The sequence below is a fragment of the Corynebacterium sp. CCM 9204 genome (assembly GCF_041357695.1).
Taxonomy (GTDB): Bacteria; Actinomycetota; Actinomycetes; order Mycobacteriales; family Mycobacteriaceae; genus Corynebacterium.
The window spans coordinates 364,987-389,578 of the sequence record NZ_JAUERX010000003.1; the positions used below are offsets into that span (position 1 = coordinate 364,987).

25 protein-coding genes are annotated in these 24,592 nt (G+C 63.0%); 13 read left to right on the forward strand and 12 right to left on the reverse strand.

Annotation, left to right across the window (positions count from 1 at the left end; translation table 11 throughout):
* Positions 1-98 precede the first annotated feature (98 nt).
* Positions 99-1,013 (reverse strand): NAD-dependent epimerase/dehydratase family protein, encoded by a 915-nt coding sequence (locus tag QWU43_RS08090; RefSeq protein ID WP_370917558.1) that lies wholly within the window; start codon positions 1,011-1,013, stop codon positions 99-101.
* Between the two features lie 121 nt (positions 1,014-1,134).
* On the opposite strand from QWU43_RS08090, the gene QWU43_RS08095 reads away from it, so the two are divergent.
* Positions 1,135-1,818, forward strand: coding sequence for a TetR/AcrR family transcriptional regulator (locus QWU43_RS08095; protein ID WP_370914421.1), 684 nt, complete (start codon positions 1,135-1,137; stop codon positions 1,816-1,818).
* Positions 1,819-1,886: 68 nt separating this feature from the next.
* Here the strand turns inward: QWU43_RS08095 and QWU43_RS08100 are convergent, their stop codons facing one another.
* The 3 genes from QWU43_RS08100 to QWU43_RS08110 form a co-directional block, all read right to left on the reverse strand.
* Complete coding sequence (locus QWU43_RS08100; RefSeq protein WP_370914420.1) at positions 1,887-2,150, reverse strand: acyl-CoA carboxylase subunit epsilon; 264 nt, start codon at positions 2,148-2,150, stop codon at positions 1,887-1,889.
* Between the two features lie 41 nt (positions 2,151-2,191).
* Complete coding sequence (locus tag QWU43_RS08105) at positions 2,192-3,805, reverse strand: acyl-CoA carboxylase subunit beta (protein ID WP_370914419.1); 1,614 nt, start codon at positions 3,803-3,805, stop codon at positions 2,192-2,194.
* 324 nt (positions 3,806-4,129) lie between these two features.
* Positions 4,130-5,761: an acyl-CoA carboxylase subunit beta gene (locus tag QWU43_RS08110; RefSeq protein ID WP_370914418.1), complete on the reverse strand. Its 1,632-nt coding sequence runs from the start codon at positions 5,759-5,761 to the stop codon at positions 4,130-4,132.
* A gap of 160 nt (positions 5,762-5,921) precedes the next feature.
* Between QWU43_RS08110 and QWU43_RS08115 the strand changes: the two genes are divergently transcribed.
* The 5 genes from QWU43_RS08115 to QWU43_RS08135 are packed head-to-tail and all read left to right on the forward strand — an operon-like array spanning position 5,922 to position 9,590.
* Positions 5,922-6,764, forward strand: a complete 843-nt coding sequence (locus tag QWU43_RS08115; RefSeq protein WP_370914893.1) for a biotin--[acetyl-CoA-carboxylase] ligase — start codon at positions 5,922-5,924, stop codon at positions 6,762-6,764.
* A gap of 8 nt (positions 6,765-6,772) precedes the next feature.
* Positions 6,773-7,240: a hypothetical protein gene (locus QWU43_RS08120; protein WP_370914417.1), complete on the forward strand. Its 468-nt coding sequence runs from the start codon at positions 6,773-6,775 to the stop codon at positions 7,238-7,240.
* 32 nt (positions 7,241-7,272) lie between these two features.
* Positions 7,273-8,535 carry a 5-(carboxyamino)imidazole ribonucleotide synthase gene (locus QWU43_RS08125; protein ID WP_370914416.1) on the forward strand — a complete coding sequence of 421 codons (1,263 nt, stop codon included), beginning with the start codon at positions 7,273-7,275 and terminating at the stop codon, positions 8,533-8,535.
* Between the two features lie 42 nt (positions 8,536-8,577).
* Positions 8,578-9,111, forward strand: a complete 534-nt coding sequence (gene purE / locus QWU43_RS08130) for a 5-(carboxyamino)imidazole ribonucleotide mutase (protein ID WP_370914415.1) — start codon at positions 8,578-8,580, stop codon at positions 9,109-9,111.
* The gene (locus QWU43_RS08135) at positions 9,108-9,590 is read left to right on the forward strand and encodes a YdcF family protein (protein ID WP_370914414.1); all 483 of its coding nucleotides are present in this window, start codon (positions 9,108-9,110) and stop codon (positions 9,588-9,590) included. Before purE ends, QWU43_RS08135 begins: the two co-directional genes overlap by 4 nt.
* A gap of 19 nt (positions 9,591-9,609) precedes the next feature.
* Here QWU43_RS08135 and QWU43_RS08140 read toward each other — a convergent pair whose 3' ends face one another.
* The 7 genes from QWU43_RS08140 to QWU43_RS08170 form a co-directional block, all read right to left on the reverse strand.
* A complete protein-coding gene (locus tag QWU43_RS08140; protein WP_370914413.1) occupies positions 9,610-9,825 on the reverse strand; it encodes a hypothetical protein in 216 nt (71 codons plus the stop codon).
* Between the two features lie 30 nt (positions 9,826-9,855).
* Positions 9,856-10,680, reverse strand: coding sequence for a carbohydrate ABC transporter permease (locus QWU43_RS08145; protein ID WP_370914412.1), 825 nt, complete (start codon positions 10,678-10,680; stop codon positions 9,856-9,858).
* Positions 10,674-11,744 (reverse strand): carbohydrate ABC transporter permease, encoded by a 1,071-nt coding sequence (locus QWU43_RS08150; protein WP_370914411.1) that lies wholly within the window; start codon positions 11,742-11,744, stop codon positions 10,674-10,676. The genes QWU43_RS08145 and QWU43_RS08150 overlap by 7 nt, the downstream gene beginning before the upstream one ends.
* A 238-nt stretch (positions 11,745-11,982) precedes the next feature.
* Positions 11,983-13,305, reverse strand: a complete 1,323-nt coding sequence (locus QWU43_RS08155) for an ABC transporter substrate-binding protein (RefSeq protein WP_370917559.1) — start codon at positions 13,303-13,305, stop codon at positions 11,983-11,985.
* A gap of 249 nt (positions 13,306-13,554) precedes the next feature.
* The gene (locus tag QWU43_RS08160) at positions 13,555-14,619 is read right to left on the reverse strand and encodes an ABC transporter ATP-binding protein (RefSeq protein WP_370917560.1); all 1,065 of its coding nucleotides are present in this window, start codon (positions 14,617-14,619) and stop codon (positions 13,555-13,557) included.
* 29 nt (positions 14,620-14,648) lie between these two features.
* On the reverse strand, positions 14,649-15,305 hold the full coding sequence (locus tag QWU43_RS08165) for a TIGR03089 family protein (protein WP_370914408.1): 657 nt from the start codon (positions 15,303-15,305) through the stop codon (positions 14,649-14,651).
* Positions 15,306-15,339: 34 nt separating this feature from the next.
* Positions 15,340-16,914, reverse strand: coding sequence for an LCP family protein (locus tag QWU43_RS08170; RefSeq protein ID WP_370914407.1), 1,575 nt, complete (start codon positions 16,912-16,914; stop codon positions 15,340-15,342).
* 36 nt (positions 16,915-16,950) lie between these two features.
* On the opposite strand from QWU43_RS08170, the gene rfbD reads away from it, so the two are divergent.
* From rfbD to QWU43_RS08190, 4 genes are all read left to right on the forward strand, one after another.
* A complete protein-coding gene (gene rfbD, locus QWU43_RS08175; protein ID WP_370914406.1) occupies positions 16,951-17,919 on the forward strand; it encodes a dTDP-4-dehydrorhamnose reductase in 969 nt (322 codons plus the stop codon).
* A 4-nt stretch (positions 17,920-17,923) separates the two neighbouring features.
* Positions 17,924-18,814, forward strand: coding sequence for a glycosyltransferase family 2 protein (locus tag QWU43_RS08180; RefSeq protein ID WP_370914405.1), 891 nt, complete (start codon positions 17,924-17,926; stop codon positions 18,812-18,814).
* 70 nt (positions 18,815-18,884) lie between these two features.
* Positions 18,885-19,976: a sugar phosphate nucleotidyltransferase gene (locus tag QWU43_RS08185; RefSeq protein ID WP_370914404.1), complete on the forward strand. Its 1,092-nt coding sequence runs from the start codon at positions 18,885-18,887 to the stop codon at positions 19,974-19,976.
* A 414-nt stretch (positions 19,977-20,390) separates the two neighbouring features.
* Entirely contained in the window at positions 20,391-20,738 is a 348-nt protein-coding gene (locus QWU43_RS08190; RefSeq protein WP_370914403.1) for a WhiB family transcriptional regulator, read from the forward strand.
* 69 nt (positions 20,739-20,807) lie between these two features.
* On the opposite strand, the gene QWU43_RS08195 is transcribed toward QWU43_RS08190, so the two are convergent.
* Entirely contained in the window at positions 20,808-21,263 is a 456-nt protein-coding gene (locus QWU43_RS08195) for a metallopeptidase family protein (RefSeq protein WP_370917561.1), read from the reverse strand.
* Positions 21,264-21,358: 95 nt separating this feature from the next.
* Here QWU43_RS08195 and QWU43_RS08200 point away from each other — a divergent pair, with 95 nt between their 5' ends.
* The 3 genes from QWU43_RS08200 (at position 21,359) to QWU43_RS08210 (ending at position 24,591) form a co-directional block, all read left to right on the forward strand.
* Positions 21,359-21,805: a DUF3499 domain-containing protein gene (locus QWU43_RS08200; protein ID WP_370914401.1), complete on the forward strand. Its 447-nt coding sequence runs from the start codon at positions 21,359-21,361 to the stop codon at positions 21,803-21,805.
* A 242-nt stretch (positions 21,806-22,047) separates the two neighbouring features.
* Positions 22,048-23,424: a phosphomannomutase/phosphoglucomutase gene (locus tag QWU43_RS08205; protein WP_370917562.1), complete on the forward strand. Its 1,377-nt coding sequence runs from the start codon at positions 22,048-22,050 to the stop codon at positions 23,422-23,424.
* Positions 23,425-23,595: 171 nt separating this feature from the next.
* The gene (locus QWU43_RS08210) at positions 23,596-24,591 is read left to right on the forward strand and encodes a hypothetical protein (protein WP_370914399.1); all 996 of its coding nucleotides are present in this window, start codon (positions 23,596-23,598) and stop codon (positions 24,589-24,591) included.
* Position 24,592: the final 1 nt, after the last annotated feature.

Genomic DNA, 24,592 nt, shown 5'->3' on the forward strand with positions numbered 1-24,592 from the left:
CAGCGGATCTAGGTGTGCCATGCCATCGCCTACACCGCCGTCGGTGTGCCTGGAGCATTATCTCGTCACCATCGGGCTGCTCCTACGCAGGACCATCACTACGTGGACACCATCGTGGCAGTTGTCTCAGCCAGAGCCTCGCGGAGCGGAGTCGGTACGGTCCCCAGTTCTCCGCGTAGCGCGGAATCATCCAGCACATACCGAGAAGTGTGCTGGTGGAGTACCGCGTGCACCTCACGCGCCAGTGGGTTCACGAAACCCGCCGCCCGAATCGCCGGTGCCGGGACCCTGTTGATTCTGCTGGTGCTCCGACACATCTCCGCTATCTCCCGGATGCTTGCGTCACCGGAGCTCGGTCCCGTCCAGATTCGGCCCGATACGTCGTGTTCGGTTGTGGCCAAGGCGGCCAGAGTGGTGCCGATATCGGGGAGGTAGGACCAACTATGGACGGCATCGGCGTCGCCGGGGATCCAACAGGTGCGGTCGGTGAGCAGTCGCCGGAAGAAGCTCTCCCCGAGGATCGCGCCGGAATGTGCGTCGGCTCCGAAGTAGTCGCTTGCCCGGAGCTCCGTGGCGACGAATCCGTGTTCGGACCCCGCGGCGAGCAGACGGCGGGAGATCTCCGCGCGTGTCCTGCCCTTGGCTTCGGTGGTGAGTTCGGGGGAGTCGGGGCGCATGCGTACTCCGCCGGGATCCCCGTAGGGGTAGAGATTGCCCATGAGCACCACGCGGCAGCCGGTGCGTGCGGCGGCGGCGATGACCGACTCGATGAGAGGCGGCCAGTCGGTCGGCCAACGGTGGTAGGGGGGATTCGTGCAGACGATGATGCCGGAGTGGTTCCCGGCGACGCGGATCATCCGTTCGGGGTCGGTGGCGTCGAGGGCCGTGGTGGCGCAGTCGGGGACGTGGCTCCCGGACCGCGTGCCGACCGTCACCTGTTCTCCCGAAGACAGCAGCGCGGTGGCGGCCGCCCGCCCGATCGGACCTGCGCCGAGTATGAGGTACCTGTTCATGGTCGCTTCCCTTGCGTGTGAGTGTGAACGGTGTTCTCGAAGTGTAATGGGGGCCGTGGGAAAAATACAAGAACACTGTTCTCGCTTTCCTCGAATTCGTGGGGGTGGGATACTCCTGAGCATGGGTTCGAGACAGTCGCCGCCACGAAGGAACCGGGCTGAACATCGTGCAGAGATGGAAGAGACGATTCTCGTTACGGCAGAGCACCGGCTGGCGCAGGACGGAGCCACCGGACTTGGTCTGCGCTCAATCGCCCGGGACATCGGAATGGCGCCGTCCGCGATCTACCGCTACTTTGACGGTATCGACGCCCTACTCACCGCGCTCATCATCAGGGCTTACCGGGACCAGGCCGCCGAAGTTCGGTCCGGACTGGAAGAGGTGTCGGTACCTGCGGGCGCATCCGCGACCGAACGCGCGGTCGAAGAGATAGTCACCATGCTGGTTGCGGCACGCCGGTGGGCTGTGGCGAACCCCCACCGCTACGCGCTGATCTACGGTTCCCCGGTCCCCGGATACACCGCACCTGCGGACACCATCGCCCCGGCCAGCGGGGTCGGTGAACTCATCATCGATAGTCTCAGCCGTGCCTTACGTCCGGAAGGACCCCGCTTGAAGCTAGCCGATCTGACTGAGGAGACCATCGGGTTCTGGGCACAGAGCTACGGAATGATCAGCTTCGAGTTGTTCGGACATTTCGCGGGAACCGGTGTCGATCCTGAATCCCTGTTTCTTCGGTCGGTTCGTGAGGGGGTGATCCGCGTACTCGCCGGCTATGGTCGTGCCGACGCCTCCGTTGACTGACGTGCGAAGACCCCAACCCTGAGCATCACAGATGTCTGGGCTGGGGTCGGATGCGTTTTATACGGAGGTCAGTAGAAGCTGACGTTCTGGAACGCGGTTGGGTTGTGGGTCACGGGGCGGCGCAGGCGCTCCTCCAGGTTTCCCCACAGGTTCCTGGACCGGACCGGCTTCTCCTCCGCCGCGGCGGCCTGGGCGGCCAGTCCCGCGAACAACACCATCAGCGCTGCGGTCTCCGTTTCATCCGGATTGCCGCTGATGATCCGAAGGGCTGGCTTCGCTGCGGCCGTCTCGGTGGTGTCGGTGTCCGCGGATGCGGTGGTGGTGTCAGACATGGATCCTCCGGTTGTGTGTTTTTCGCTAACGGTGCTGTGGTTTACAGCGGGATGTTGCCGTGTTTCTTCGCCGGTACGTTGACGACCTTGCGGTCGAGCAGCCGCAGCCCCTCGACGAGTTGTCCACGGGTCTGGGACGGGGGAATGACCGCGTCGACGTAACCGCGTTCGGCGGCCATGTACGGATTGCACAGGGCCTCCTCGTACTCTTTCTCGTACTCCTTCATCACTGCGGCGACGTCCTTGCCTGCGGCTGCGGCTTCCTTCAGTTCCTTGCGGAAGATGAAACCGACGGCACCGGAGGCGCCCATGACCGCGATCTGTGCAGTGGGCCAGGCGAGGCAGATGTCTGCGCCCATATCCTTGGAACCCATGACACAGTAGGCCCCGCCGTAGGCTTTCCGAGTGATGACGGTGATCTTGCCGACGGTCGCCTCAGCGTAGGCGAAGAGCAGTTTGGCCCCGCGGCGGATGATCCCGTCATACTCCTGGCTTGTGCCGGGGAGGAACCCGGGGACGTCGACGAACTCGACGATGGGGATGTTGAAGGCGTCGCAGGTCCGGACGAAACGAGCAGCCTTCTCGCTGGCCCGGATGTCGAGACAGCCGGCGAACTGCATCGGCTGGTTCGCGACGAACCCGACGCTGCGGCCTTCGATGCGACCGAACCCGATGAGGATGTTCTCGGCGTAACCCGACTGGACCTCCAAGAACTCACCGTCGTCCACGACGCGGGTGATGACTTCCTTCATGTCGTACGGCTGGTTCGGGGAATCGGGGATGATGGTGTCCAGTTCACGATCCGAGTCCGTGACATTGTCCACGATGGACCCCTCCATCAGCGGTGCCTCCACCCGCGGTGCCTCCGCACGGTTGTTCTGCGGCAGGTAGGTGATGAGCTCGCGGACCCAGTCGAGAGCGTCTGCGTCATCGGACGCCGTGTAGTGCGAGGTTCCGGACATGGACATGTGGGTGTTCGCACCACCCAACTCTTCCTGCGTGACGTCCTCCCCGGTCACGGTCTTGATGACGTCAGGGCCCGTGATGAACATCTTGGAGGTCTTGTCCACCATGACGATGAAGTCTGTGAGCGCCGGGGAGTAGACGTGCCCGCCGGCGCAGGCCCCCATGATCAGTGATATCTGTGGGATGACACCGGAGGCCATGGTGTTGCGGTAGAAGATCTGGGAGTAGAGACCGAGGGAGACGACGCCCTCCTGGATGCGGGCGCCCGCACCTTCGTTGATTCCGATCAGGGGGACACCGGTCTTGATGGCCAGATCCATGATCTTCACGATCTTCTCTCCGTAGACCTCGCCGAGAGCGCCGCCGAAGACGGCACCGTCCTGCGAGAACACGCACACTTTGCGGCCTTCAATGGTGCCGTATCCGGTGACGACACCGTCTGTGACCGGTCGCTTGGCATCGAGTCCGAAGTTCTTCGACCGGTGGCGTGCAAGTGCATCCACCTCAACGAACGACCCGTCGTCGAGGAGGTACTCGATACGCTCACGGGCGGTCTTCTTGCCCGCCTGATGCACACGTTCGATGGAGGCTTCGCCCATGGGCGCCACGGTCTCGGTGAGTCGAGCGCGGAGATCGGCCAGTTTTCCTGCCGTGGTTTTCAGGTCAGGTGTGGAGTTTGCGGTCGTCATACTTTCCAAGTTTATAGGGGTGGCGCCAGGTCAAGGAGTGAAAGACGTCCGGTGTTCTTCGGTCGAGGAGTATCACCGGTGGCGGAGGTTCGCGGACAGAGACACTTTAGCAGCGTCGCCCGCGCCCTTGGCCCGCTGCAGGTGGCACTTGTGCAGTACTTTTGTTGCGGAGAACGTTCCGGGAGGCGGCATATGGAAGACGCCTTCCCCGCTTCCCTGACGGGTGGTGGGGAGGCGCCGTGATCCATCCTCCGTCGCCACAATTACCCCCGTTCCGGGGATTTTGCGGGTTTCCAGCGTTGATGAGTGCGTCCGATTCCTGTTCTACAGGGGGATGTTTCCGTGCTTGCGTGCGGGCCGATGGACATTCTTGCCGGCAAAGAGGCGCAGGTTGCGGGCGATCTGTCCGCGGGTCTCGCTCGGCAGGATGACGGCGTCGATAAGTCCGCGTTCCGCGGCGAGATACGGGGTCAGCATGTAGTCCTCGTACTCGCGCTCGAAGGAGGCTGCGAACTCGGCGACGTCGAGGCCACGATCGGCGGCGTCCTTCAACTGCTTGCGGTAGATGAAGCCGACCGCGCCCTTGGCGCCCATGACAGCGATCTGGGCGGTGGGCCACGCCAGGTTGAGGTCCGCGCCGAGGCCCTTGGAACCCATGACGCAGTACGCTCCGCCGTATGCCTTGCGCATCGTCACCGTGATCTTCGGGACGGTGGCCTCGCCGTAGGCGTAGAGCAGCTTCGCGCCGCGGCGCAGGATTCCCTCGTACTCCTGGCCCGCTCCTGGCAGGAAGCCGGGGACGTCGACGAGCATGACGATGGGGATGTTGAAGGCGTCGCAGGTACGGATGAAGCGGGCAGCCTTCTCACTGGCGTCGATGTCGAGGCAGCCGGCGAACTGGGTCGGCTGGTTGGCGACGAAGCCGACGGACTGACCCTCGATGCGACCGAATGCGATCACGACGTTCGCGGCACGGTCCTCCTGGATCTCCAGGTAGTCGCCGTCATCGGTCAGGCACTCGATGACCTCGCGGACATCGTAGGGAGTCGTGGGCGAATCGGGGATGATCCCGTCGAGCTTGAGGTCGTCGGCGTTGAGATTGTCGTTGATCGATCCCTCCTCGCGGTCGTGCTCTTCGAGCGGGGCGAAACTGCGGTTGTTTGAGGGTAGATAACTGACGAGTTCCTGGACCCACTCGAGGGCGTCTTCGTCGGTGGCGGCGGTGTAGTGGCTGTTGCCGGCAGTCTCCATGTGGGTGCTGGCTCCACCCAGTTCTTCCTGGGTGATCTGTTCGCCGGTGACGGTCTTGATCACGTCGGGGCCGGTGACGAACATCTTGGAGGTCTTGTCCACCATGACGACGAAATCGGTCAGGGCTGGGGAATAAGCGTTACCGCCCGCGCAGGCCCCCATGATCACGGAGATCTGTGGGACGACGCCCGAGGCGTTGATGTTCTGGTAGAAGGTCTGCGCGATGAGATCAAGGGACACGGCGCCGTCCTGGATTCGTGCACCTGCACCCTCGTAGAGGCCGATGAGGGGGCGGCCCGTCTCGATGGCCAACTCCATGATCTTGATCATCTTTTCGCCATAGACCTCACCGAGGGCGCCGCCGAAGACGGTGCCATCCTGGGAGAAGATGCAGACCTCGCGGCCGTCGATGGTGCCCCATCCGGTGACGATCCCGTCGGTTGCGGGGCGGCGACCTCCCATGCCGAAGGCCGTGGTGCGGTGGCGGGCAAGCTGATCGGTCTCGATGAAGGAACCTTCATCGAGGAGGAAATCCAGCCGTTCGCGGGCGGTGAGACGTCCAGCCGCGTGTACTTTCTCCACCGGGGCGAGGCCCATGGGGAATGTGGCCTCGGCACGGCGCGCCTTGAGGTCCGCGATCTTGTCTGCGGTTGTCATGGGGCCGGTCATCGAGGAAACGTCGATCAAAGGTGAGGAAATCGTCATGTTTTGGGAGTCTAAAGCAGCAGTTTTAGTTTGCAAAGTAAAATCATGGTGATCTGTATCACATGTTAGGGAACGTGCTGGTGAGTCGCTTTTTCCGGGGTGCTGCGGAGTTTCGGTGTGTCATCGGCTCCATCTCGCACGCGCTATCGTGACAGGTATGATTTCATCGACCCCACGCACTCCGGTTGACTCCGATGCACTGCGTCGCCGCTGTGTGGACGGTGGTCCATACAACCGGATCGATCACACCCCGGAGACAGGTTCCACGAATACGGACCTGGTCGTGGCCGCTGGGCGGGGAGCGCAGGAGTGGACTGCGGTGGTTGCTGAGCATCAGTCAGCGGGCCGTGGGCGGCACGGGAGGGTCTGGACCGCGCCGGTCGGCAGTCAGATCACTCTAAGTGTTCTCATTCGCCCGCCCCGATCGAGCCTTCGGCGACTGGGTACCCTGCCGTTGGCTGCGGGCCTCGCGGTTGTCGATGCCGTCGCCGCGGCGGAAGACATCTCCGGGAGAGCGGAGCAGGATCAGGTGCATGCTGTCCTGAAGTGGCCGAACGACGTTCTCATCGGAGGTCGAAAACTCTGCGGCATACTGGCTGAGGCCGCCAATCTCTCCGATGCCCCGGCTGTGGTTGTCGGGCTGGGCCTCAATGTCTCTCTGACCGAGGATGAGTTACCTGTTCCGCACGCGATCTCCCTGGATCTCGCGGCGCCTGGACGCGTTTTCGACCGGACCCGGTTGACTGGCGATGTCCTCATCGCTCTCCACCACCGACTCACCCAGTGGGCTGCGGGTGACCCCGGGCTTCTCGGGGACTACCGACGGGTCTGTGCGTCGATCGGTGCCCGAGCCAAAGTTGTCGTGCCGACTGCGGAGGGGGAGCGGACCATCTACGGCACCGTCACCGGGGTCGCCGACGACGGGCGACTGCTGTTTTGTGATGAGGACGGAACTAACCACGAGCTGGCGGCCGGGGATGTCACCCATCTGAGGTCCGTATGAGTGGTCGGATGTCTCTAGAACCCGATGAACATATCCTCGTTGATGTGCGGGCGCCGCTCCGGGAGATGATCTTCCCGTTTCTGGAGACGATCGTGATCACAGGTGTGCTGTGGATCGTCATCGGCTGGTTCGACGCTGCAGATGCCGGGCGATACGGGGTGGGGCCGCTGCGCCTGCTGCCGGAGTGGCGCAACGGCTTCGTGTTCCTTTGGGGGGTGTTGGTCCTCTGGCGCTTCGTGATCCCACTCCTGCGGAAGCGTCGTCGCCGGATGATCGTCACCGACCGGCGAATCATCTTCCGGGCGGACGGCTTCCGTGCACGTCCCCGCTCCCTCGCCATGTCTGCGGTGACCTGGGCGGAGAAGGAACGTGGACTGCTCGCCGTGTATCTGCGGGACAGTGATCTCCCCGTGTACTACCGCGGCCTGCCGAAGGTTCGGAAGATCGCCCGGATGATCAATGATCCTCTCGCCTGATCCGAACGACTCCACGGCTATAGTTATGCGTTGTGAGTAACCATCCCCGTGATCCCCTCCCCGCCGGTGGAAACCCGGAGGCGCATGCCGCGGGCATGCCTGTCGTAGCCGTCGTCGGTGACGGGCAGCTCGCCCGGATGATGCAGACCGCAGCCATTGAACTGGGCCAGTCCGTCCGGCTTCTGGCCGGTTCATCAGGGGCCTCGGCAGCCCAGGTCGCGGCAGACGTCGTCATCGGGGACTACACAGATCTGGATGCCCTGCGGGTCGTTGCTGAAGGGGCAAGTGTCGTCACCTTTGACCATGAGCATGTTCCTTCAGAGCACCTGCGCACGCTCATCGAGGCGGGTGTCAACGTTCAGCCGGGGCCAGGTGCCCTGGCACATGCACAGGACAAACTCGTTATGCGGGAACGGCTCCGGGAATTCGGCGCCCCTGTGCCGCCGTTCGCTCCGGTGGAGTCAGTGGCCGATGCCACGGACTTTTTCGCCGCCGTGGATTCCCGCGTGTGTCTGAAGGCGCGTCGCGGTGGATACGACGGCAAGGGGGTCTGGTTTCCTGGTACGCGGGAGGAGCTTATTCACCTGGTGAGTGGACTCCTCGGTCGAGGCGTACCGCTCATGGTGGAGGAGAAGGTGCGTCTGGACCGGGAACTCTCGGCGATGGTGGCGCGGACTCCCTCCGGGAGGACCGCAGCCTGGCCGGTGGTTGAGTCGGTCCAGACCTCGGGAGTGTGCACTGAAGCCGTTGCCCCAGCCCCGGATCTTCCGTCCGAGTTGGCGGCTGAGGCCGGAGAGCTGGCCGCACGGATAGCCACGGAACTCAATGTCACCGGGGTGCTGGCCGTGGAGCTCTTTCTCACTTGCGGTGATGTCGAGGAAAGCCCCCGGATTCTCGTCAATGAGCTCGCCATGCGCCCGCACAACACCGGACACTGGACTCAGGATGGTTCCCGGACAAGCCAGTTCGAGCAGCACATCCGTGCAGTCCTCGATCTTCCACTTGGTGCCACTGATCCGGTCGGGGGTACGACGGTCATGGCCAATGTCCTGGGGGCGGAGGAGGACCCGGCCCGGAACTTCCACGAGAGAATGGTTGAAGTATGGACGCGCTTTCCGGAGGCGAAGATCCACATGTACGGAAAGGGGTGGCGCCCCGGACGTAAGATCGGACACGTCAACATGACTGCGGTCACCGGCAGCGAAGGGGACGTGGCTGAACTGCGGAGGAAGGCACGGCTTGCCGCCCACTACCTTGTCCACGCAACCTGGGCTGACGGTTGGCTTCCCGACTGACAACAGCACACACCACCATCACCCAGTTCATGAAAGACGGTCATGTCCATCAACACCACACACAGCGCACGGAACGCCAGCCCCCTGGTGGGACTCATCATGGGATCCGACTCCGACTGGCCTACCGTGGAACCGGCGGCTCAAGTTCTCGCTGAATTCGGGGTTCCCTTCGAAGTCGGGGTTGTCTCCGCGCACCGCACGCCGGAGAGGATGCTTGATTATGCACGCTCGGCGCATACCCGGGGGTTGTCCTGCATCATCGCATGTGCAGGCGGTGCCGCACATCTCCCTGGAATGGTTGCAGCGGCGACGCCACTTCCCGTCATTGGTGTCCCGAGGGCGCTGGAGACTCTCGACGGCATGGATTCTCTACTGTCCATCGTCCAGATGCCGGCGGGGGTGCCCGTCGCCACCGTGAGCATCGGTGGAGCGAAGAACGCCGGACTTCTCGCAGTCCGGATACTCGGAGCGGGAAACCCCGGATTGATCGAACGCATGGCGGATTACCAGGCCGAGATGCGTGACGCTGTCCTTGCCAAGGACGCGGCTCTGCGTGAGCGGTTGCTGGGACAGTGATCCCGCATGTCGCGGACGGTTGCCCGCCGCTGCCTATCGTCATTCTCGGATGCAGGCTCCGTGATGGCCGCCCCGGTCGGGCGCTTGAGCAGCGGCTCGTTGCTGCGCTCCCGGTGGTCCGGGAGCACACCGGTGCGCCGGTCGTGGTCACCGGGCTCGGTGAGGCCCCGGCCATGAGAGACTGGCTCGTGGACAAAGGAGTGGAACCGGCGCGGATCATCACCGAGGAACGGGCCACCTCAACGAACGAGAATCTGGAGAACACCCGCGAACTCCTGTCCGGGTGGCCGGACTGGATCGTGGTCACCAACGAGTTCCACATGCCCCGGGTGAAGCTCTGGGCGTGGCACCACGGGTTCCGCGTCCGGATCGTGGCTGCAAGGACCCCTCCGATGCGGATTCCCCACTTATGGACCCGTGAGGTGTTCGCGTTGCTGCATTCGGCGCTCCGAATCATCTGGCGGAGAATACGCCGCTGACGTCCGGCCGAAGGCACCGTCACCTCCGGCCGGACCTCCGTAGCCATACCGCTGAGAGGACGAGGACGAGGGCGAGGACCGCGGGCCACACCTCGGGTTCCGGGCGGGTGACGTTGATTACCGCCTGGAGCAGCGCTACCGCCGCGAAGAAGGACACGAAGCCCGTGCAGGTGTCGCGCTGCAGTTTACGTCGACGGGCCTCGGATGGGTCGGACCCGGAGGGACATGTGTTCACGAGAATCCCTTTCGGTGGGTGGTACCCAGATCAGGCCTTGACGCCGCCGGCGGTCAGGCCCGCGACGATACGACGCTGGAACACCAGCACCATGATCACCAGCGGGACGGTCACCAGAGCCCCGGCCGCCATGATTGAGGTATACGGGTATTCGAACGCTGAGGGGCCAGAGAAACGTGCGATGGCGACGGTGACGGGTTCGGTACCGGTGGTGGAGAGCTGCTTCGCCAGCATAAATTCGTTCCACGCCGCGATGAATGCGAGAATCGCTGTCGTGAACAGCGCGGGTGCCGCGAGCGGCAGGAGCACGAGCCTGAAGGCCTGCCCGCGGGAGGCACCGTCGACCCGTGCTGCTTCCTCCAGTTCCCACGGAAGCTGCTGGAAGAAGCTGACCAACGTGTAGATGGTCAACGGCAGCGCGAAGGAGATGTTCGGGATGATGAGTGCCCGGTAGGTGCCAATCCAACCCAGGTCACCGAACAGTTGGAACAGGGGGGTGACCAGCGCGATGCCGGGGAACATACTCGCCGCGAGGACCACACCGGTCACGATGCCCTTACCGCGGAAATCGAGACGGGCGAGTGCATAGGCGGCGAACACTCCGACGAGCACACTCGCCGCCGTGGTGACCAGTCCGATGATCAGTGAGTTCCCGATCGCCGCGAGGAAGTTGTTTCCCGCATCCGTCGCCAGAGCATTACGGAAGTTGTCGAGGGTGACGTGTGTGGGCCAAGGAGTGGTGTCGAAAGTCCAGTCTGAATCCCGGAGTGCGGTAACCAGCATCCAGTAGAAGGGTGCGAGTCCCCAGACAAGAATCGCCAGTACCCCGAGGTAGTTTCGGATGTTTTTCAGCATGCTGCGTCTCCTTCGGGGTGATTCCGGCGGGGGGCGGCTGTCTGCTGGCACCCACCCGGGGAGGCCAGGACGAGCGGGTTATCGGCAGGGGGAGCATCATCGACGGGGACGTGGACGGTGGCCGTCGACGCCCGGGAAGCACTGCGGATATCTGCACCGAGGAACCGGATCATCACGAACGCCACCGCGAAGATGAACAGGAAGATGAGGGTCGACAGCGCAGATGCTGAGTTGAAGTGGTTCTGTCTCATGTCCTCCACCACGAGCTGCGAGATCGTGGCAGTCGGGGAACTGGACGCCCCGGAGATCATGATTACTGGGAGATCGTACATGCGCAGTGCGTCGAGGGTACGAAACAGGACAGCCACCATCAGCGCCGGACGCACCAGCGGGAGGGTGATCCTGGTGAAGATTTGCCACCGGGAGGCACCGTCGACGCGTGCGGCCTCGTAGACGTCCTTCGGGATCATCTGCAGCCCGGCGAGGATGAGCAGCGCCATGAACGGAGTCGTCTTCCAGACATCCGCAAGAATGACCGCCATCCGGGCCGCCCACGGGTCGGTGGTCCACCGGATGTTGAGTCCGAGGACGGCGTTGACCACACCCTGGTCAGCGAAGATGAACTGCCATAATTTAGCGGTGACCGCAGTTGGGATCGCCCACGGGATCAGCACCGCAGCACGGAGCAGACCACGGCCGAAAAACTCCCGGTTCATCACTGTCGCCATCCACATGCCGAGGATGGTCTCCAGACTCACGGTGACCACGGCGAAAAAGAGGGTGATCCGGAGTGCAGGCCAGAAATCGGTGGACAGCACTCCCGGGGGACAGGTGCTGAACTCTCCTCCACCCGCAGGGCAGCGCTGTGTGAGCCAGTACAAGTAGTGCTGGAGTCCCGCGAAACCACCTTCGACGAAGAACCCTGTCGTCGGATCGAGGCCCTTGTCAGCCTGGAACGACAACCAGATGGCCCGGATGATGGGGTACCCGATGACGATGGCCAGCACGATTATCGTTGGTGCGATGAGCACGGCCGCGGAGCGGGTCTGCTTCAGCCTGGACATGGATCTCCTCGGTCCGGTGGGGTGGGAGGATCCGGCGATGATTCGTCCCGGACCCGGTGGAAGGTACCGCCTACAACATCTACCCGCCGGCTCCCGGACAAGTGATCTCTCCCGGATACTGGGGGTGCTGTGGGGGAAGGGAATGAGGGCCCCTTCCGGTACATCAGCGTACCGAAGGGGCCCTCATCGTCGAGCTTCCGAAGTCGTGGCGTGCTGCGCTACCACGACCATGGATGGACTAACGGCTGGACTGCTCCATGGCCGCCTGCATGTCGGAAGCGGCGTCATCGACGCTCTTCTCACCCGTCAGTGCGGCATAGGAGTTGTCCTGGATCGCTTTGGAGATCGCTGGGTAGAAAGGGCTCACCGGGCGCGGGACCGCGTTCTCGAGCGAAACCTTCAGGGCCGGCATGTAGGGGAATTTCTCGATGAGATCCTTGTCATCGTAGATCGATGCGAGAACCGGCGGGAAGGACGCCTCGGCAAAGCTCATCTGGTTATCCTCGGAGATGATGAACTCGATGAAATCACGTGCTGTGTGCTTGTGCTCTGAGTAGGCCGAGATCGCGTTGTTGTAACCGCCGAGGGTGGAGACACCGACACCGTCCTTGGCGACCAGCGGTTGCACCTCGAACTCACCCTTGACAGCGGAGTTGTCCTTCTCCGCATTGCCGTACATGTAGGGCCAGTTGATGGCGAAGGCCGTACGTCCTTCGGTGAATGCGAGATTGGTCTCTTCCTCGGTAGCAGAGATCGAGTCCCCGGCGATAACGCCGTCATCGTAGGCGTCCACGAGGGCCTGCAGGCCTTCCTTGGCCGCATCAGAGTCGACGACGGGCTTCTCGTTGTCGTCGATGACGTGACCACCCCACCCCTCGATGAAACCGACCGTGTTCACTGTCAGGCCCTCGTACTTCTTGAGTTGTAGGGTCAGGCAGTCCTTGTCCTGCTCGGAGACCTCCTTGCAGGCTTCGGCGAGCTCCTCGAAGTTTTCCGGGGCCTCGGGGGCAAGGGACGTGTTGCGGAAGAGCAACTGACCGTTGGTGTTCTGCGGTACCGCGTACAGCTTGTTCACGTAGGTTGCGGAATCGACGGTGGACTGCAGTAGCCCGGAGGTGTCCACGGCCAGATCGCCTTCGAGTGGCTCCAGCCACTGGTTCGCGGCGAACTCGGCAGTCCAAATGACGTCGAGTGCCATGACGTCGTAGTCGGTGCTCTTCGCCTGCAGCGCCTGCTTGAGGGTGTCCGCCTGCTCATCAGCTTCACCGGCGAGTTCCTTCAGTGTGACCTTTTCGTCCGGATGCTCGGCGTTCCATTTCTCGATGATGGGCTTGAGCTTGTCGGTGTCGTTCTTACCCATCGCGAAGGTGATCGGGCCGCGGCCCTCCTTGTCGGAGGTCGCCTTCTTCGCCGCGGACGAAGCTGCAGAGCTGCCGGAGGTGACAGCGTCCCCGGCCTTTTCTGCCGCGTCATCTGAGGAGCAGGCTGTCAGGGCGCTGGTTGCGATAACTGCGGTCGCTGCGACGGCGGTGACGGCCCTGCGATTGAATCTGATCGTCATAAGGTGGATACCTCTCGTTCGGTGTTCCCCTCCAGTGCGGGCGTGCATCACGCTGAAGCAGCGTGGATGACCTGCGACACATGCCGGGGCGGTTGTGATCGACTATACCTTCGCTTTCGCCCGAATCGGGCGCGTTCGGCCTGTTCCATGCCGGATGTGGGGGGAGCCACACCGATGGGATGGGGGCAGGGAATCCGGATTCCCTGCCCCTGTCCGGTGATCCACCATCGCGGAACCCTGCCCTCGGCACTAGCCGTGGAGATTCCCGGAGGTGATTCCCCGCTGGAGGCGCTGCCCGTTCTCAGCGTCGAACCAGTGGGCGTGAGTCATGTCCAGACTGAGCCGGACATGGTCTCCGCGAGCGGGCACAGCCACGGCACCCAACCGGGAGACCACGGTCACATCCGGTGCGTCGACCCGGTGCGAATAGAGGTAGGACTCAGCCCCCAGTTCTTCGACGAGATCCACGACGACGTCGAGCACCGGTTCGGAATCCGTGGTGGAAGGGGCGTCCGCGAGAACATGAACGTGCTCTGGCCGGATACCCAGAATCACCCGGCCGAATTCGGGATCATCCGCAGTGATGAGATTCATGGAGGGCGACCCGATGAAGCTTGCGACGAATGCGTTGACGGGGCGTTCGTAAAGCTCCCTCGGCGGCGCGACCTGCTGGAGGACCCCGTCCTTGAGCACCGCGACCCGGTCCCCCATTGTCATCGCTTCTACCTGGTCGTGTGTGACGTAGACCGTCGTGGTTCCGAGTCGTCGCTGCAGTGCGGCCAGCTCGGTTCGTGTCTGCACACGGAGTTTCGCGTCGAGATTCGAGAGCGGTTCATCCATCAAGAAGACACTGGGCTTCCGAACGATGGCCCGGCCCATGGCGACACGCTGACGCTGACCACCGGAAAGATCTTTGGGCTTACGGTCGAGGAAGGGGGTGAGTCCGAGCAGCTCGGCGGCCTCCCGCACCTTGGCTTTGATCTCGGCTTTGGGCAGTTTCGATAGTTTCAGGGAGAAGCCCATGTTCTCCGCGACACTCATGTGCGGATAGAGCGCGTAGTTCTGGAACACCATCGCAATGTCCCGGTCTGCGGGCTCTTCCTGGGTGACATCGCGTCCGTCGATGATGATGCTGCCGCTCTCGACGTCCTCCAACCCGGCGAGTGCCCGGAGGGTCGTCGATTTGCCGCAACCGGAGGGACCCACGAGAACGAGAAACTCCCCGTCCCCGATCTCCAGGTCGAATCCGTCGACGGACGGATGCTCGGCGCCGGGGTATCGGATGGTGACATTGTCGAAGTGAACGGTAGCCATGGGGAGAATCTATCAGCGGTCCGGGAACTTCACCGGTGGGTCACCCGTTCGGCGGTGGCAATGGCATCGAGTCGGATGGAATCAACTGGACCGCTGACCACCACGACAGAGCCACCGGCTGCGAGTGGGGCGAGAACCCCAGAGGTGAAACCCTTGTCATCGCTCCATCCTGTGATCAGCGTCCGCGCCCCTGTCGGGGGGCGGGGCACAGCGGAATCGACGAGAGCGTTGAGGGTCTTTGTCGGGTACGGGAACTGATCGCCGTAGAACCGGACCACCGGACCGAAGTCGACGATGCCGTCGGGAACGGTACCGCCACATTCCTCGACACCGCGTCCGAAAGGATCATCCGTGACCACGGCGACGTCACCGGTGAAGGTGCCGTCCGCTCGGTCTGGAGAAGTGAACAGTACCTCGGCGGAGGGATCGGGGCCGATCGTGTAGCCGATCCCAGAAGCCAGGGCCCCGAGGACCACCGCCACTGCCTGCCAACCAGCCGGCAGGTCGACGGCGATACGGGAGCCGGGCTGCAGATCAAACTCCTCGTAGAGCATGTTCCCGACCTTCGCCGCCCAGTTGTCGAGGGTCTGTGCGGAGAAATCCAGACGGGCGCCGGTGGTCTCGTTGTAGACGGTCAGGCGGGGCACCCCGGGGTCAGCGGCTAACAGGTCTCGGAGCAGGTCCATGCCATAAGGGTAGGCGAAAGCCGTCGGCTCGGTTCTAGTTGACGCACCGAGGTCCGTCGCCACCCGCATCGATGACTGGTGCAGCGGGGGCACTGTCCGGACCTGGCTGGCCGACGGTGGTTCCGTCCTGGGGTGAGGAACCGTCGACAGGTTCATCACCCACTGGTCCGGACCAGTCTGCGGCAACCGCGATGACGGCCTCTCCATTGACCAGTGACGAGGACTCGGTGATCTCGAGACCACCGAGTTGCTGCGCCAGGAGCACGATGGCCGGGTCTGTCGCGTTCGCCGCGATGAGCACACTCTCCGGGTAGAGACCGTCGGGTGCGTTACTGACTTCCCCGATCCGGTAGCCGAGTTCGTTCACCGCACCGGCGACCCTGCCAGCCTTCCCCGTGATCGTGGTCGCATTGAGGACGTGGACATCCAGTTCCGGCACCGGCTTTCGGTCCTCGCCGGGATCGGTGGGGGCTGAGGACGAGCCTGCCCTGCCCTCTTCGTCTCCCAGGAGCGTGTCGAAGAAGTCGTGGACTGACTCGACATCGACGGTGACGACAGACTCACCGTAGTCGCCGACACCGTCAATTGAAGTCACCGGAATCGTCGTGAACTGGACCCGGCCTCCGGCGAGGTTCTGGAGCTGATTGGCGAAACTCATCACGTCCCAGTCCTCATCGATGATCACGGAACGGCTGACCGCTTCCCCGAGCTGGGTCAGGGTTCTGGGGTTGGAAAGAGTTCTACTGCTCAACACGTTGTTGACCAATGACGCCATGTAGGACTGCTGGCGGACGATCCGGTCCAGGTCGCCGCGGGGAAGGCCATGGCGCTGTCGAACGAAGGACAGGGCGTCGGGTCCGGAGAGCTTCTGTCGGCCCGCGGGGAAGTCGGCACCGGAGAATTCGTCGTAGACCGCTTCGTTGAGGCAGACCTCGACTCCGCCGACGGCGTCGGTGAGTAGGACGAATCCGAGCAGTCCCACCTCCGCGTAGTGGTCGACGGTGATGCCGGTGAGATCTGCGACTGAATTGATCAGTGCCTTACGGCCGGCCTCCTTGGACTGTTCCTCGAGACTGTTTTCGTCGGTGACCCCGCGGTTGATGAGTTCTTCCTTACGCTGGGCCTTGTAGGCGCCGTAGACACCGTTGATCTTGGTGTTTCCCATCTCATCGTCGTGGATGTAGGTGTCGCGGGGAATTGAGATTGCGGTGGCTGAGGAACCATCGTTGGGGACGCGGATGACCATGATGGTGTCAGTGTTGTCATTGGCTTCATCGCCTGCCCGGAGCATCGCGATCTCCTCCGGGGTCAGGGGGTTGCCCTGTGCGTCTGAGCGGGAGTCGGATCCAACGAGCAGGATATCGGTGGCTCCGTCGAGTTGTTCCCCCTTCCTGACCTTGGTGCCGCCACCGAGATTCAGGTTACTTGCGCCGGTGACCGTGTTCCCGAGCCTTCCCACGGTGGCATAGCCCAGCCCGGATACGGTGAGGACGGCGACCGACATCAGGGCGAGCAGAAGTCGCAGTGGTCGGGGACCGGTCTGCCGGAGTTCCGGGACAGGAGACGGTGGAGGCTGGATGTCGCGTACCGGGCGGTACTGGTCGGTCACGGGCAAGCTCCAACTGCATCGGCGAAAAAGGTTTTAATGGGCGGAGGGGAAACCGGAGCACCGGGCACCACCCGTCGACGTGGGGTGCACGTCGTCGTCAGAGAAGGAGTCTATGTCATGGACGTTGTCGTCACCGGAAGCAACGGACAGGTTGCTTCCGCGCTGAAGCTCACTGTTCCGGACGGAATGCGGGTCACCTGGCTCGACAGGGAGGGGCTGGACGTCACCTCGGCGGACACTGTCGGTTCTTCGGAGGTGTTGGGTGCGGCCGACGTCGTGATCAACACAGCGGCCTTCACCGACGTGGATGCAGCGGAGGACCCGCGGCGACGCTCAACGGTGGAGGCGCTCAACGTGCGTGCCCCGGAGCTACTGGCGCGCCGGTGCGCGGGTGCGGGGAGTAGGCTTATCCACATCAGCACTGATTACGTCTTCGGTGCATCCGGGGTGCCGGGGGGAGAGCCACTGCGTGTCGACGCCCCGACCGTCCCGGACAGTGTCTACGGCAAGACCAAACGTGCCGGGGAGATGGCGATCGAGCAGATTGTCGAGCACACCGACCTCCGGGCGACGGTGGTGCGTACCGCCTGGGTGTACTCCGGTGCCCTGCTTCCGGGGCACCGTGACTTCGTGGGGACGATGCTGAGGCTCGCCGCGGGGGATGGGCCTATCCGTGTGGTGGACGATCAGGTGGGGAGTCCCACGTACGCCATCGACCTGGCCCGTGGATTGTGGCGGCTCGCCGCCGACGACGCTGACCCGGGGGGAGTGCTCCACGCTGCGGGGGAAGGTTACACGAGTTGGTTCGGCCTGGCGCGTCGGGTGTTCGCGGCGGTGGGCGAGGACCCGGATCGCGTGCACCCATGCACCAGCGCGGAGTATCCCCGCCCGGCCCCCCGGCCGTCGTGGTCGGTCCTCGACACCGGCGACTGGTGTGCACGAGGTTATGGGGAACTACCGGAGTGGCGCTCCGGAGTCGACAGGGCCGTAGGCGCTAGACTCTGACCCCGTGAACCTCCCTCTTCCCGTCGTTACCGTGACCTATTCGCCTGGGCGGCACCTGGGCGCTTTCCTGCGTTCGGTGCCTGCGGCGAGTTCGCGGGATCTGCATATCATCCTCGCCGACAACGGTTCGACGGATGGGGTGCCGGAGAAGGCCGCTGAAGAGTGGGGAAACGTCGAGCTGGTCCGTACCGGGGGGAACCTCGGGTACGGCAGCGCGATCAACGTTGCCGCCCGAATATTGCGGGATCGCCGTGAGGCGGGCAAGGTCGACCCTGAGTTTCTGTTGGTGGTCAACCCGGATGTCACCTTCGACCCGGGGAGTATCGATGAGCTGCTGGACTGCGCGGGCAGGCATCCACAGGCGGGTTCAGTCGGACCCAAGATCCGGCAACCCGATGGCGGGACGTATCCGTCGGCGCGCGCTGTGCCCACGTTGCGTAACGGTATCGGGCATGCGTTATTTTCCGGTTTCTGGCCGGGAAATCCCTGGACCGCGGCGTACCGGGCGGACGCGGACATGGATACCGAGCGTCCCGCGGGCTGGCTCTCCGGCTCCTGTCTGTTGTTGCGGTGGGAGGCCTTCGATGAAATCGGCGGATTCGATGAGCGTTACTTCATGTACATGGAGGACGTTGATCTGGGTGATCGGCTCGGGCGGTCGGGTTGGGAGAACATCTACTGTCCCACCGCCCAGATTGAGCATGACCAGGGACATTCCGCTGGTGCACATCTCGGGCTCATGCTTCCCGCGCACCACGATAGTGCCTACCGTTTTCAGGCTGACCGACACCCCTCGTGGTGGATGGCACCACTCCGCGTTGTTCTGTGGCTCGGGTTGAAGATGCGTGCAGTGGTGGTTCTCGGGATGTCCGGGAAGCTACCACGACTCCGTTGACGGGTTCCACGAAACAACGGGGAAGGTGCGGTACTGTCAGCCGGAGAACCGATCGGAAGAAAGAGATCAGATGACTGACCCGCACCAGCTCGCCAGGCACACCGACGCCGTTATCCTCGTCGGAGGCAAGGGGACCAGGCTCAGGCCGTTGACGGTGTCCACACCAAAACCCATGCTCCCGACAGCCAATGTGCCCTTTCTCGCGCACCTGCTCGGTCGGATCCGGGCGGCGGGTATCACCCATGTGGTGATGGGGACGTCTTTCCGCGCGGAGGTGTTCGAGAACCACTTCGGCGACGGCGCAGAGATGGGGCTGGAGATTGAGTATGTCGTAGAGGAGACCGCACGGGGTACGGGTGGGGCGATCCGGAACGTCTACGACCGGTTGCGGAACGACACGGTCATGGTGTTCAACGGTGATGTTCTCGGAGGTACCGATCTGGGATCGATTCTTCATACCCACGCTACGAAGGACGCTGATCTGACCATGCATCTGGTGCGGGTCGCGGATCCCAGGGCCTATGGTTGTGTGACCACCGACGGTGACGGGCGGGTACGGAACTTCCTGGAGAAGACCGAGGATCCGCCGACGGACCAGATCAACGCCGGGTGTTATGTGTTCCGGCGCGAGTTGATCGAGCAGATTCCTGAAGGGCGGAATATATCGGTGGAACGGGAGACGTTCCCGCGGCTCCTCGAGGAGGGGTGCCGGGTGTTCGCACACGTTGACAATGCCTACTGGCGGGATATGGGTACGCCCCATGATTTCGTGCGGGGCTCCAGTGACCTGGTCCGGGGTATCGCACCTTCTCCTCTGCTTGAGGGACGGACCGGGGAGTCTCTCGTCCACGAGTCAGCCGGGGTGAAGGACGGCGTGCTCCTGCTCGGTGGAACATCGGTCGGGCGTGGAACTGAGATCGGTGCCGGTTGTCGCCTGGACGATACGGTCGTCTTCGATGGTGTCACTATCGAGCCGGGGGCGATCATCAAGAATTCGATCATTGCCTCGGGTGTGCACATCGGCCCGAACGCGCGAATCTTCGACGCTGTGATCGGTGAAGGGGCGCAGATCGGAGCACGCTGTGAGTTCCGCCATGGGATGCGGGTCTGGCCCGGTGTCGTCGTACCGGACAGTGGGATCAGGTTCTCCTCGGACGCGTGAGGGGTGGGCTTTCGCCGCTTCGGGCCTGGAAGGTGTCCTAACATCTTTCAGGCCTTTTCTGTGGTTGCGACACGCCGCGGTGCACGCCACTTGCGGTTTGTCAGGTGTGGAGCTACTACATGTGGCGCCCCCTCACTTTACCCCCAGTATCTGCTCGCTGTGACGTGTGTGATTGGTGTGGTTTGCTTCCTGCGTAAATGCACCTGCGGGTAGAGATAGAGCCTGAGTGGGTTGACGATATCTAGGGGTGCGTGTGTAATCACACGTATGTAACCGGCGGGTACCGGACGAGTTCCGTGCCCTATCTGGAAGATTCAAAGGCGCGCCTTCCGGGGTGTGTGGGCATCGGTGTCATCGGTGTCATTTTGGTCAGTGTCAGTGCCGTCCGTGTCTATCAGTGAGAGGGGAGCGTCCATGGGGGATTATGCGTCCGACGCGCCACTCCGCAGTGTGGACGGTGGTGGTGATGCTGCAGCGCACCGTTCTTCCGGCTCTTCCGTTAGGGGTGTGAACCTGCCCTTGGATGCATTGTTCGGTGCGGTCGAACAGGAGTGGCAGGAACAGGCACTCTGCGCCGAAACTGACCCGGAGGCGTTTTTTCCGGACAAGGGAGGCTCAACGCGGGAGGCTAAGCGGATCTGTCAGGCGTGCGGGGTCAGGGATGAATGCCTGGAGTACGCGCTGGAAAATGATGAGCGTTTCGGTATTTGGGGTGGGCTCTCCGAACGTGAGCGTCGGCGTCTGAAGAAACAGCTCGGTTAGTCATTCCTCCTCATTTTCCCGTTTCGTGGCTGTTCCAGCGGAGTCGCCGGATTCTCGTGTTCTGAAGTGTCAGTCATGGAACCCCGGGTCAATATCAGTCGGATCCATGTTCAGGTGGGCGGCCACCAGTTGCGTGAGTACCCTGCGCAACAGTTCGGTGCGTTCAATGACTCCGGTGCAGCGTTGTTCCACGGGTTTCCGGAATATGACTATTCGCGCTCGCGTGGGATGCCCCTGTGAATCCACTCCGGCGGGGATCACCCGTCCGAGTGGAACTGGCCCGTCAGCGGCGATCTCCTCGGGGAAAACAGTCAGGTCAGGTCGGAGCCTCATGCGCGGAATGGTGTCCACGGCCACATCAAGATTGAGGAGCTGCTCAGGGTAGGCGTCGAGCAGTGGGGTGTAGGCGTCCACGACGGCGGCATCGAAACGTTGACTGACGCTTCGGTGTCGTGGGGTCCCGGGCGGGATCAGGGGGCCGCGGATGCCACGGCCCCTCCGGTCACGAGACGACTGGACTGGCATGTGCTCAGCGTAATACGTGGTGCGGATCTTCCCGGTGGGGCGCGCCGGGAGGACGTACTACCTAAACCTCAACCAAGGGTCTAGACTTTGTGTCTGTGAGCCAATTTCGACGCTGTTCCCGCCCGGGCTGCGGTAAACCCGCCGTGGCCACCCTGACCTACGCCTACGCGGAGTCGACGGCGGTGATCGGGCCGCTTGCACCGAACAGTGAGCCCCACAGTTGGGATCTTTGTGCCCATCATGCGGGATCCATTACCGCTCCTCTCGGGTGGGAACTCCTCCGGTTCAATCACATTCACCCCGAGTTCGGGGAAGACGATGACCTCACTGCGCTTGCCGAGGCGGTCCGGGAGGCAGGGCGTTCCACCTCCGGCCTCGTTCCTGATCCTGGTGAACCCGGTTCTGGAGAGGATCTGGAGAGGCACCCGGCGCGTCGTATGCCCCGGATTCGTGCGGCTCGGCAGCGTCGTCGTTCGCATCTGCACATCGTGCCGGACCCTGATGAGGGGAATTCTGACGTCCCCGGCTCCAGTGAAAGTTGAGCGCACTTCCCGAACCCCGGATCTGTCGGCTACGGATGTGGGAAAGGGTTGACCCGTTCCATGCCCTCCGATTGCGGAGTGAGACCGCTCACGTGGGTTTGTTACTGCGGGATGACCCGTTCGGGCGGCGGGTATGATCGGGCGGAACGAAAAACGGAACGGATTAGAAAAACCGGATATGCGGAACCACGTGCTCGTGGGTCGCTCCGTTTTGTGCCGCACCCTCAAAGGAGAACCTGTACATGCGTACCCGTGAATCGGTAGACGCCGTCATCAAGGCCTACGACATCCGAGGCGTCGTCGGGGACGGAATCGATGCCGATTTCGTCTGTGACACCGGCGCGGCCTTCGCCCGCCTCATGCGAGGGGAAGGGGCGACGGTGGTCGCCGTCGGACATGACATGCGTGATTCCTCCCCGGAACTCGCGCGGGCATTCGCCCGCGGAGTAACCGAGCAGGGACTCGATGTGGAGCTGCTCGGGTTGACCTCGACGGATGAGCTCTACTATGTCTCCGGTAGTCGAGATTGTCCCGGGGCGATGTTCACCGCCAGCCATAACCCCGCGAAGTACAACGGGATCAAACTGTGCCGTTCGGGTGCGCGCCCGGTCGGTCAGTCATCCGGGTTGGGCGTCATCGCCGATGACCTCGTAGCGGGGGTTGAGGAGTTTCCGGGTGATGCAGGTTCCGTCACCGAGAACGACGTTCTAGCGGACTACGGTGCTTTTCTCCGATCGTTGGTCGATCTCACCGGGATACGTCCGCTCACGGTCGCGGTGGATGCCGGAAACGGGATGGGCGGACTCACTGTTCCTGCCGTGTTCGAAGGTCTTCCGATTGAGATTCGTCCACTCTATTTCGAGCTCGACGGCTCCTTCCCCAACCACGAGGCGAACCCTCTTGAACCGGCCAATCTCCGGGATCTGCAGCAGTTCGTCATCGACACCGGTGCCGACGTCGGACTTGCTCTCGACGGCGATGCTGATCGTTGCTTCGTCATCGATGAGAAGGGACAACCGGTGAGCCCGTCAGCGGTGTGTGCGATCGTCGCGGAACGGTACCTGGAGAAACACCCCGGAGCTGCGATCATCCACAACCTCATCACTTCCAGGGCGGTCCCGGAGATCATCGGAGAGAATGGCGGACGCGCCGTGCGGACCCGTGTCGGGCACTCCTTCATCAAGGCCACCATGGCGGAGGAGAACGCAGTGTTTGGTGGTGAACACTCCGCGCACTACTACTTCACTGAATTCTTCAACGCTGATTCCGGTCTCCTCGCCGCAATGCACGTTCTCGCGGCTCTTGGTCAACAGGATGCTCCAATGAGTGAGATGATGGCCCGGTACAATCGTTATGCGGCATCCGGGGAGCTGAACTCCCGGTTGGACAGTGCTGCAGCGCAGACCGAGCGAACCGAAGCTGTCATCGCTGCATTCGCGGACCGTACCGAGAACATCGATCACCTTGACGGTGTCACCGTGGAATTACGGGACACCCCGGCCTGGTTCAATCTGCGGGGATCCAACACGGAGCCGCTTCTACGCCTGAACGTCGAGGCTCCTACGGCTGCTGAGGTGGATGCTCTGACGGAGGAGATTCTAGGTATCATCCGGGCCTAGCACGGAGTCCCCGAGAGGACCTCTGCCGCAATTTCACCGTTCCGCGCTACCCTGGAGTTTTGAACCGAAGCGGTATGCACCGCCCGTTAGGGTGACCCGATACCGGGATGCTCCGGGGGCGGCAGCTCATCCGGAGGCGCTGTCTTCGTACCGAGGAAGGATCTCTGCGGCATGGTGGACGATACCCACGGCAACGGTTGGGTCGATGGATCGGGGTATGACGGTGATGCCGTCAGATTCTTTGACGTCGCCCATGAGGGTGCTCAGGTGAGATGTGTGGCCGGATTCATTGCGGAGGGGGCACTTGGTGATCTCGCGGGAATCCGGCCCCGCAGCCTAATCATCGTCGCGGGAGACACCCTGTCAGCCCGCGCCGCGCAGCTCGCGGTCGCTCTGCGCTCTCCACTGCGCCAGCCGATGGTAGTGGCGGATGTGCTGCCCTCCTATGCTGGACCTCTTGATGTGGTGATCATTGCCTCGGGGCGCGCGGATTCCCCGGAGTGTGCCCGCGCGATGTCGGCGGCGGTGAGTCGCGGATGCGTGACCGTCCTCATCGGTCCCTCGCGTGGGCCGCTCACCGAAGACGCCCCTGCCCGGGTTGTGGTTGTCCCGGAACCACCGACCGTTCAGGCGACATCCCCTGCGAGGGTTGCAGCGACCGTTGACGCCGTTCTGGATCTACTGGAGCAGGATCGGACTCTTGTTGTGGATTCCCTGGAGCGCGTCGCCGATGAGATCGACACGGAGTTGATGTCCGTGAGACCTGAACGTGATGAGCTGGTTAACCCCGCCAGGAGACTGCGGGACAGCGTCGAGGGGCGACGGATCATCCACTCTGCGGAACATCCGGTCGGGATGGCGGTCGCATCCGTTGTCGCTTCGATCTGGGATGTGGCGGGACTTCCGGGGGCCGTGATTTCTCGGCCTGAACTGGGCATGGCTCTACCTGCGCTACGACCGTCGACAGTGGATCTGTTCTATGACCCGCATCTTGACGACGCCCCTGCGGTGCTATCCTTGAGGATCGTCATCTGGGCCGCTGACGACACGCAGCTACCGGATGCGGTCGCTCAGGGGTGCGGGGATCCCGCGCCCGGGCGGCTCGCGGGCGCACTGCGCCTTACCACCCGCGGCTGGGCCGCATCCATTTACCGCGCCACCGAATGAG

What these genes read in the sequence shown, in the direction of transcription:
- QWU43_RS08090 (WP_370917558.1), bottom strand. Translation starts at nt 1,013, where the DNA reads ATGAACAGGTACCTCATACTCGGCGCAGGTCCGATCGGGCGGGCGGCC.
- QWU43_RS08095 (WP_370914421.1), top strand. Translation starts at nt 1,135, where the DNA reads ATGGGTTCGAGACAGTCGCCGCCACGAAGGAACCGGGCTGAACATCGT.
- QWU43_RS08100 (WP_370914420.1), bottom strand. Translation starts at nt 2,150, where the DNA reads ATGTCTGACACCACCACCGCATCCGCGGACACCGACACCACCGAGACG.
- QWU43_RS08105 (WP_370914419.1), bottom strand. Translation starts at nt 3,805, where the DNA reads ATGACGACCGCAAACTCCACACCTGACCTGAAAACCACGGCAGGAAAA.
- QWU43_RS08110 (WP_370914418.1), bottom strand. Translation starts at nt 5,761, where the DNA reads ATGACGATTTCCTCACCTTTGATCGACGTTTCCTCGATGACCGGCCCC.
- QWU43_RS08120 (WP_370914417.1), top strand. Translation starts at nt 6,773, where the DNA reads ATGTCTCTAGAACCCGATGAACATATCCTCGTTGATGTGCGGGCGCCG.
- purE (WP_370914415.1), top strand. Translation starts at nt 8,578, where the DNA reads ATGTCCATCAACACCACACACAGCGCACGGAACGCCAGCCCCCTGGTG.
- QWU43_RS08145 (WP_370914412.1), bottom strand. Translation starts at nt 10,680, where the DNA reads ATGCTGAAAAACATCCGAAACTACCTCGGGGTACTGGCGATTCTTGTC.
- QWU43_RS08150 (WP_370914411.1), bottom strand. Translation starts at nt 11,744, where the DNA reads ATGTCCAGGCTGAAGCAGACCCGCTCCGCGGCCGTGCTCATCGCACCA.
- QWU43_RS08155 (WP_370917559.1), bottom strand. Translation starts at nt 13,305, where the DNA reads ATGACGATCAGATTCAATCGCAGGGCCGTCACCGCCGTCGCAGCGACC.
- QWU43_RS08160 (WP_370917560.1), bottom strand. Translation starts at nt 14,619, where the DNA reads ATGGCTACCGTTCACTTCGACAATGTCACCATCCGATACCCCGGCGCC.
- QWU43_RS08165 (WP_370914408.1), bottom strand. Translation starts at nt 15,305, where the DNA reads ATGGACCTGCTCCGAGACCTGTTAGCCGCTGACCCCGGGGTGCCCCGC.
- rfbD (WP_370914406.1), top strand. Translation starts at nt 16,951, where the DNA reads ATGGGCGGAGGGGAAACCGGAGCACCGGGCACCACCCGTCGACGTGGG.
- QWU43_RS08185 (WP_370914404.1), top strand. Translation starts at nt 18,885, where the DNA reads ATGACTGACCCGCACCAGCTCGCCAGGCACACCGACGCCGTTATCCTC.
- QWU43_RS08190 (WP_370914403.1), top strand. Translation starts at nt 20,391, where the DNA reads ATGGGGGATTATGCGTCCGACGCGCCACTCCGCAGTGTGGACGGTGGT.
- QWU43_RS08195 (WP_370917561.1), bottom strand. Translation starts at nt 21,263, where the DNA reads ATGCCAGTCCAGTCGTCTCGTGACCGGAGGGGCCGTGGCATCCGCGGC.
- QWU43_RS08205 (WP_370917562.1), top strand. Translation starts at nt 22,048, where the DNA reads ATGCGTACCCGTGAATCGGTAGACGCCGTCATCAAGGCCTACGACATC.
- QWU43_RS08210 (WP_370914399.1), top strand. Translation starts at nt 23,596, where the DNA reads ATGGTGGACGATACCCACGGCAACGGTTGGGTCGATGGATCGGGGTAT.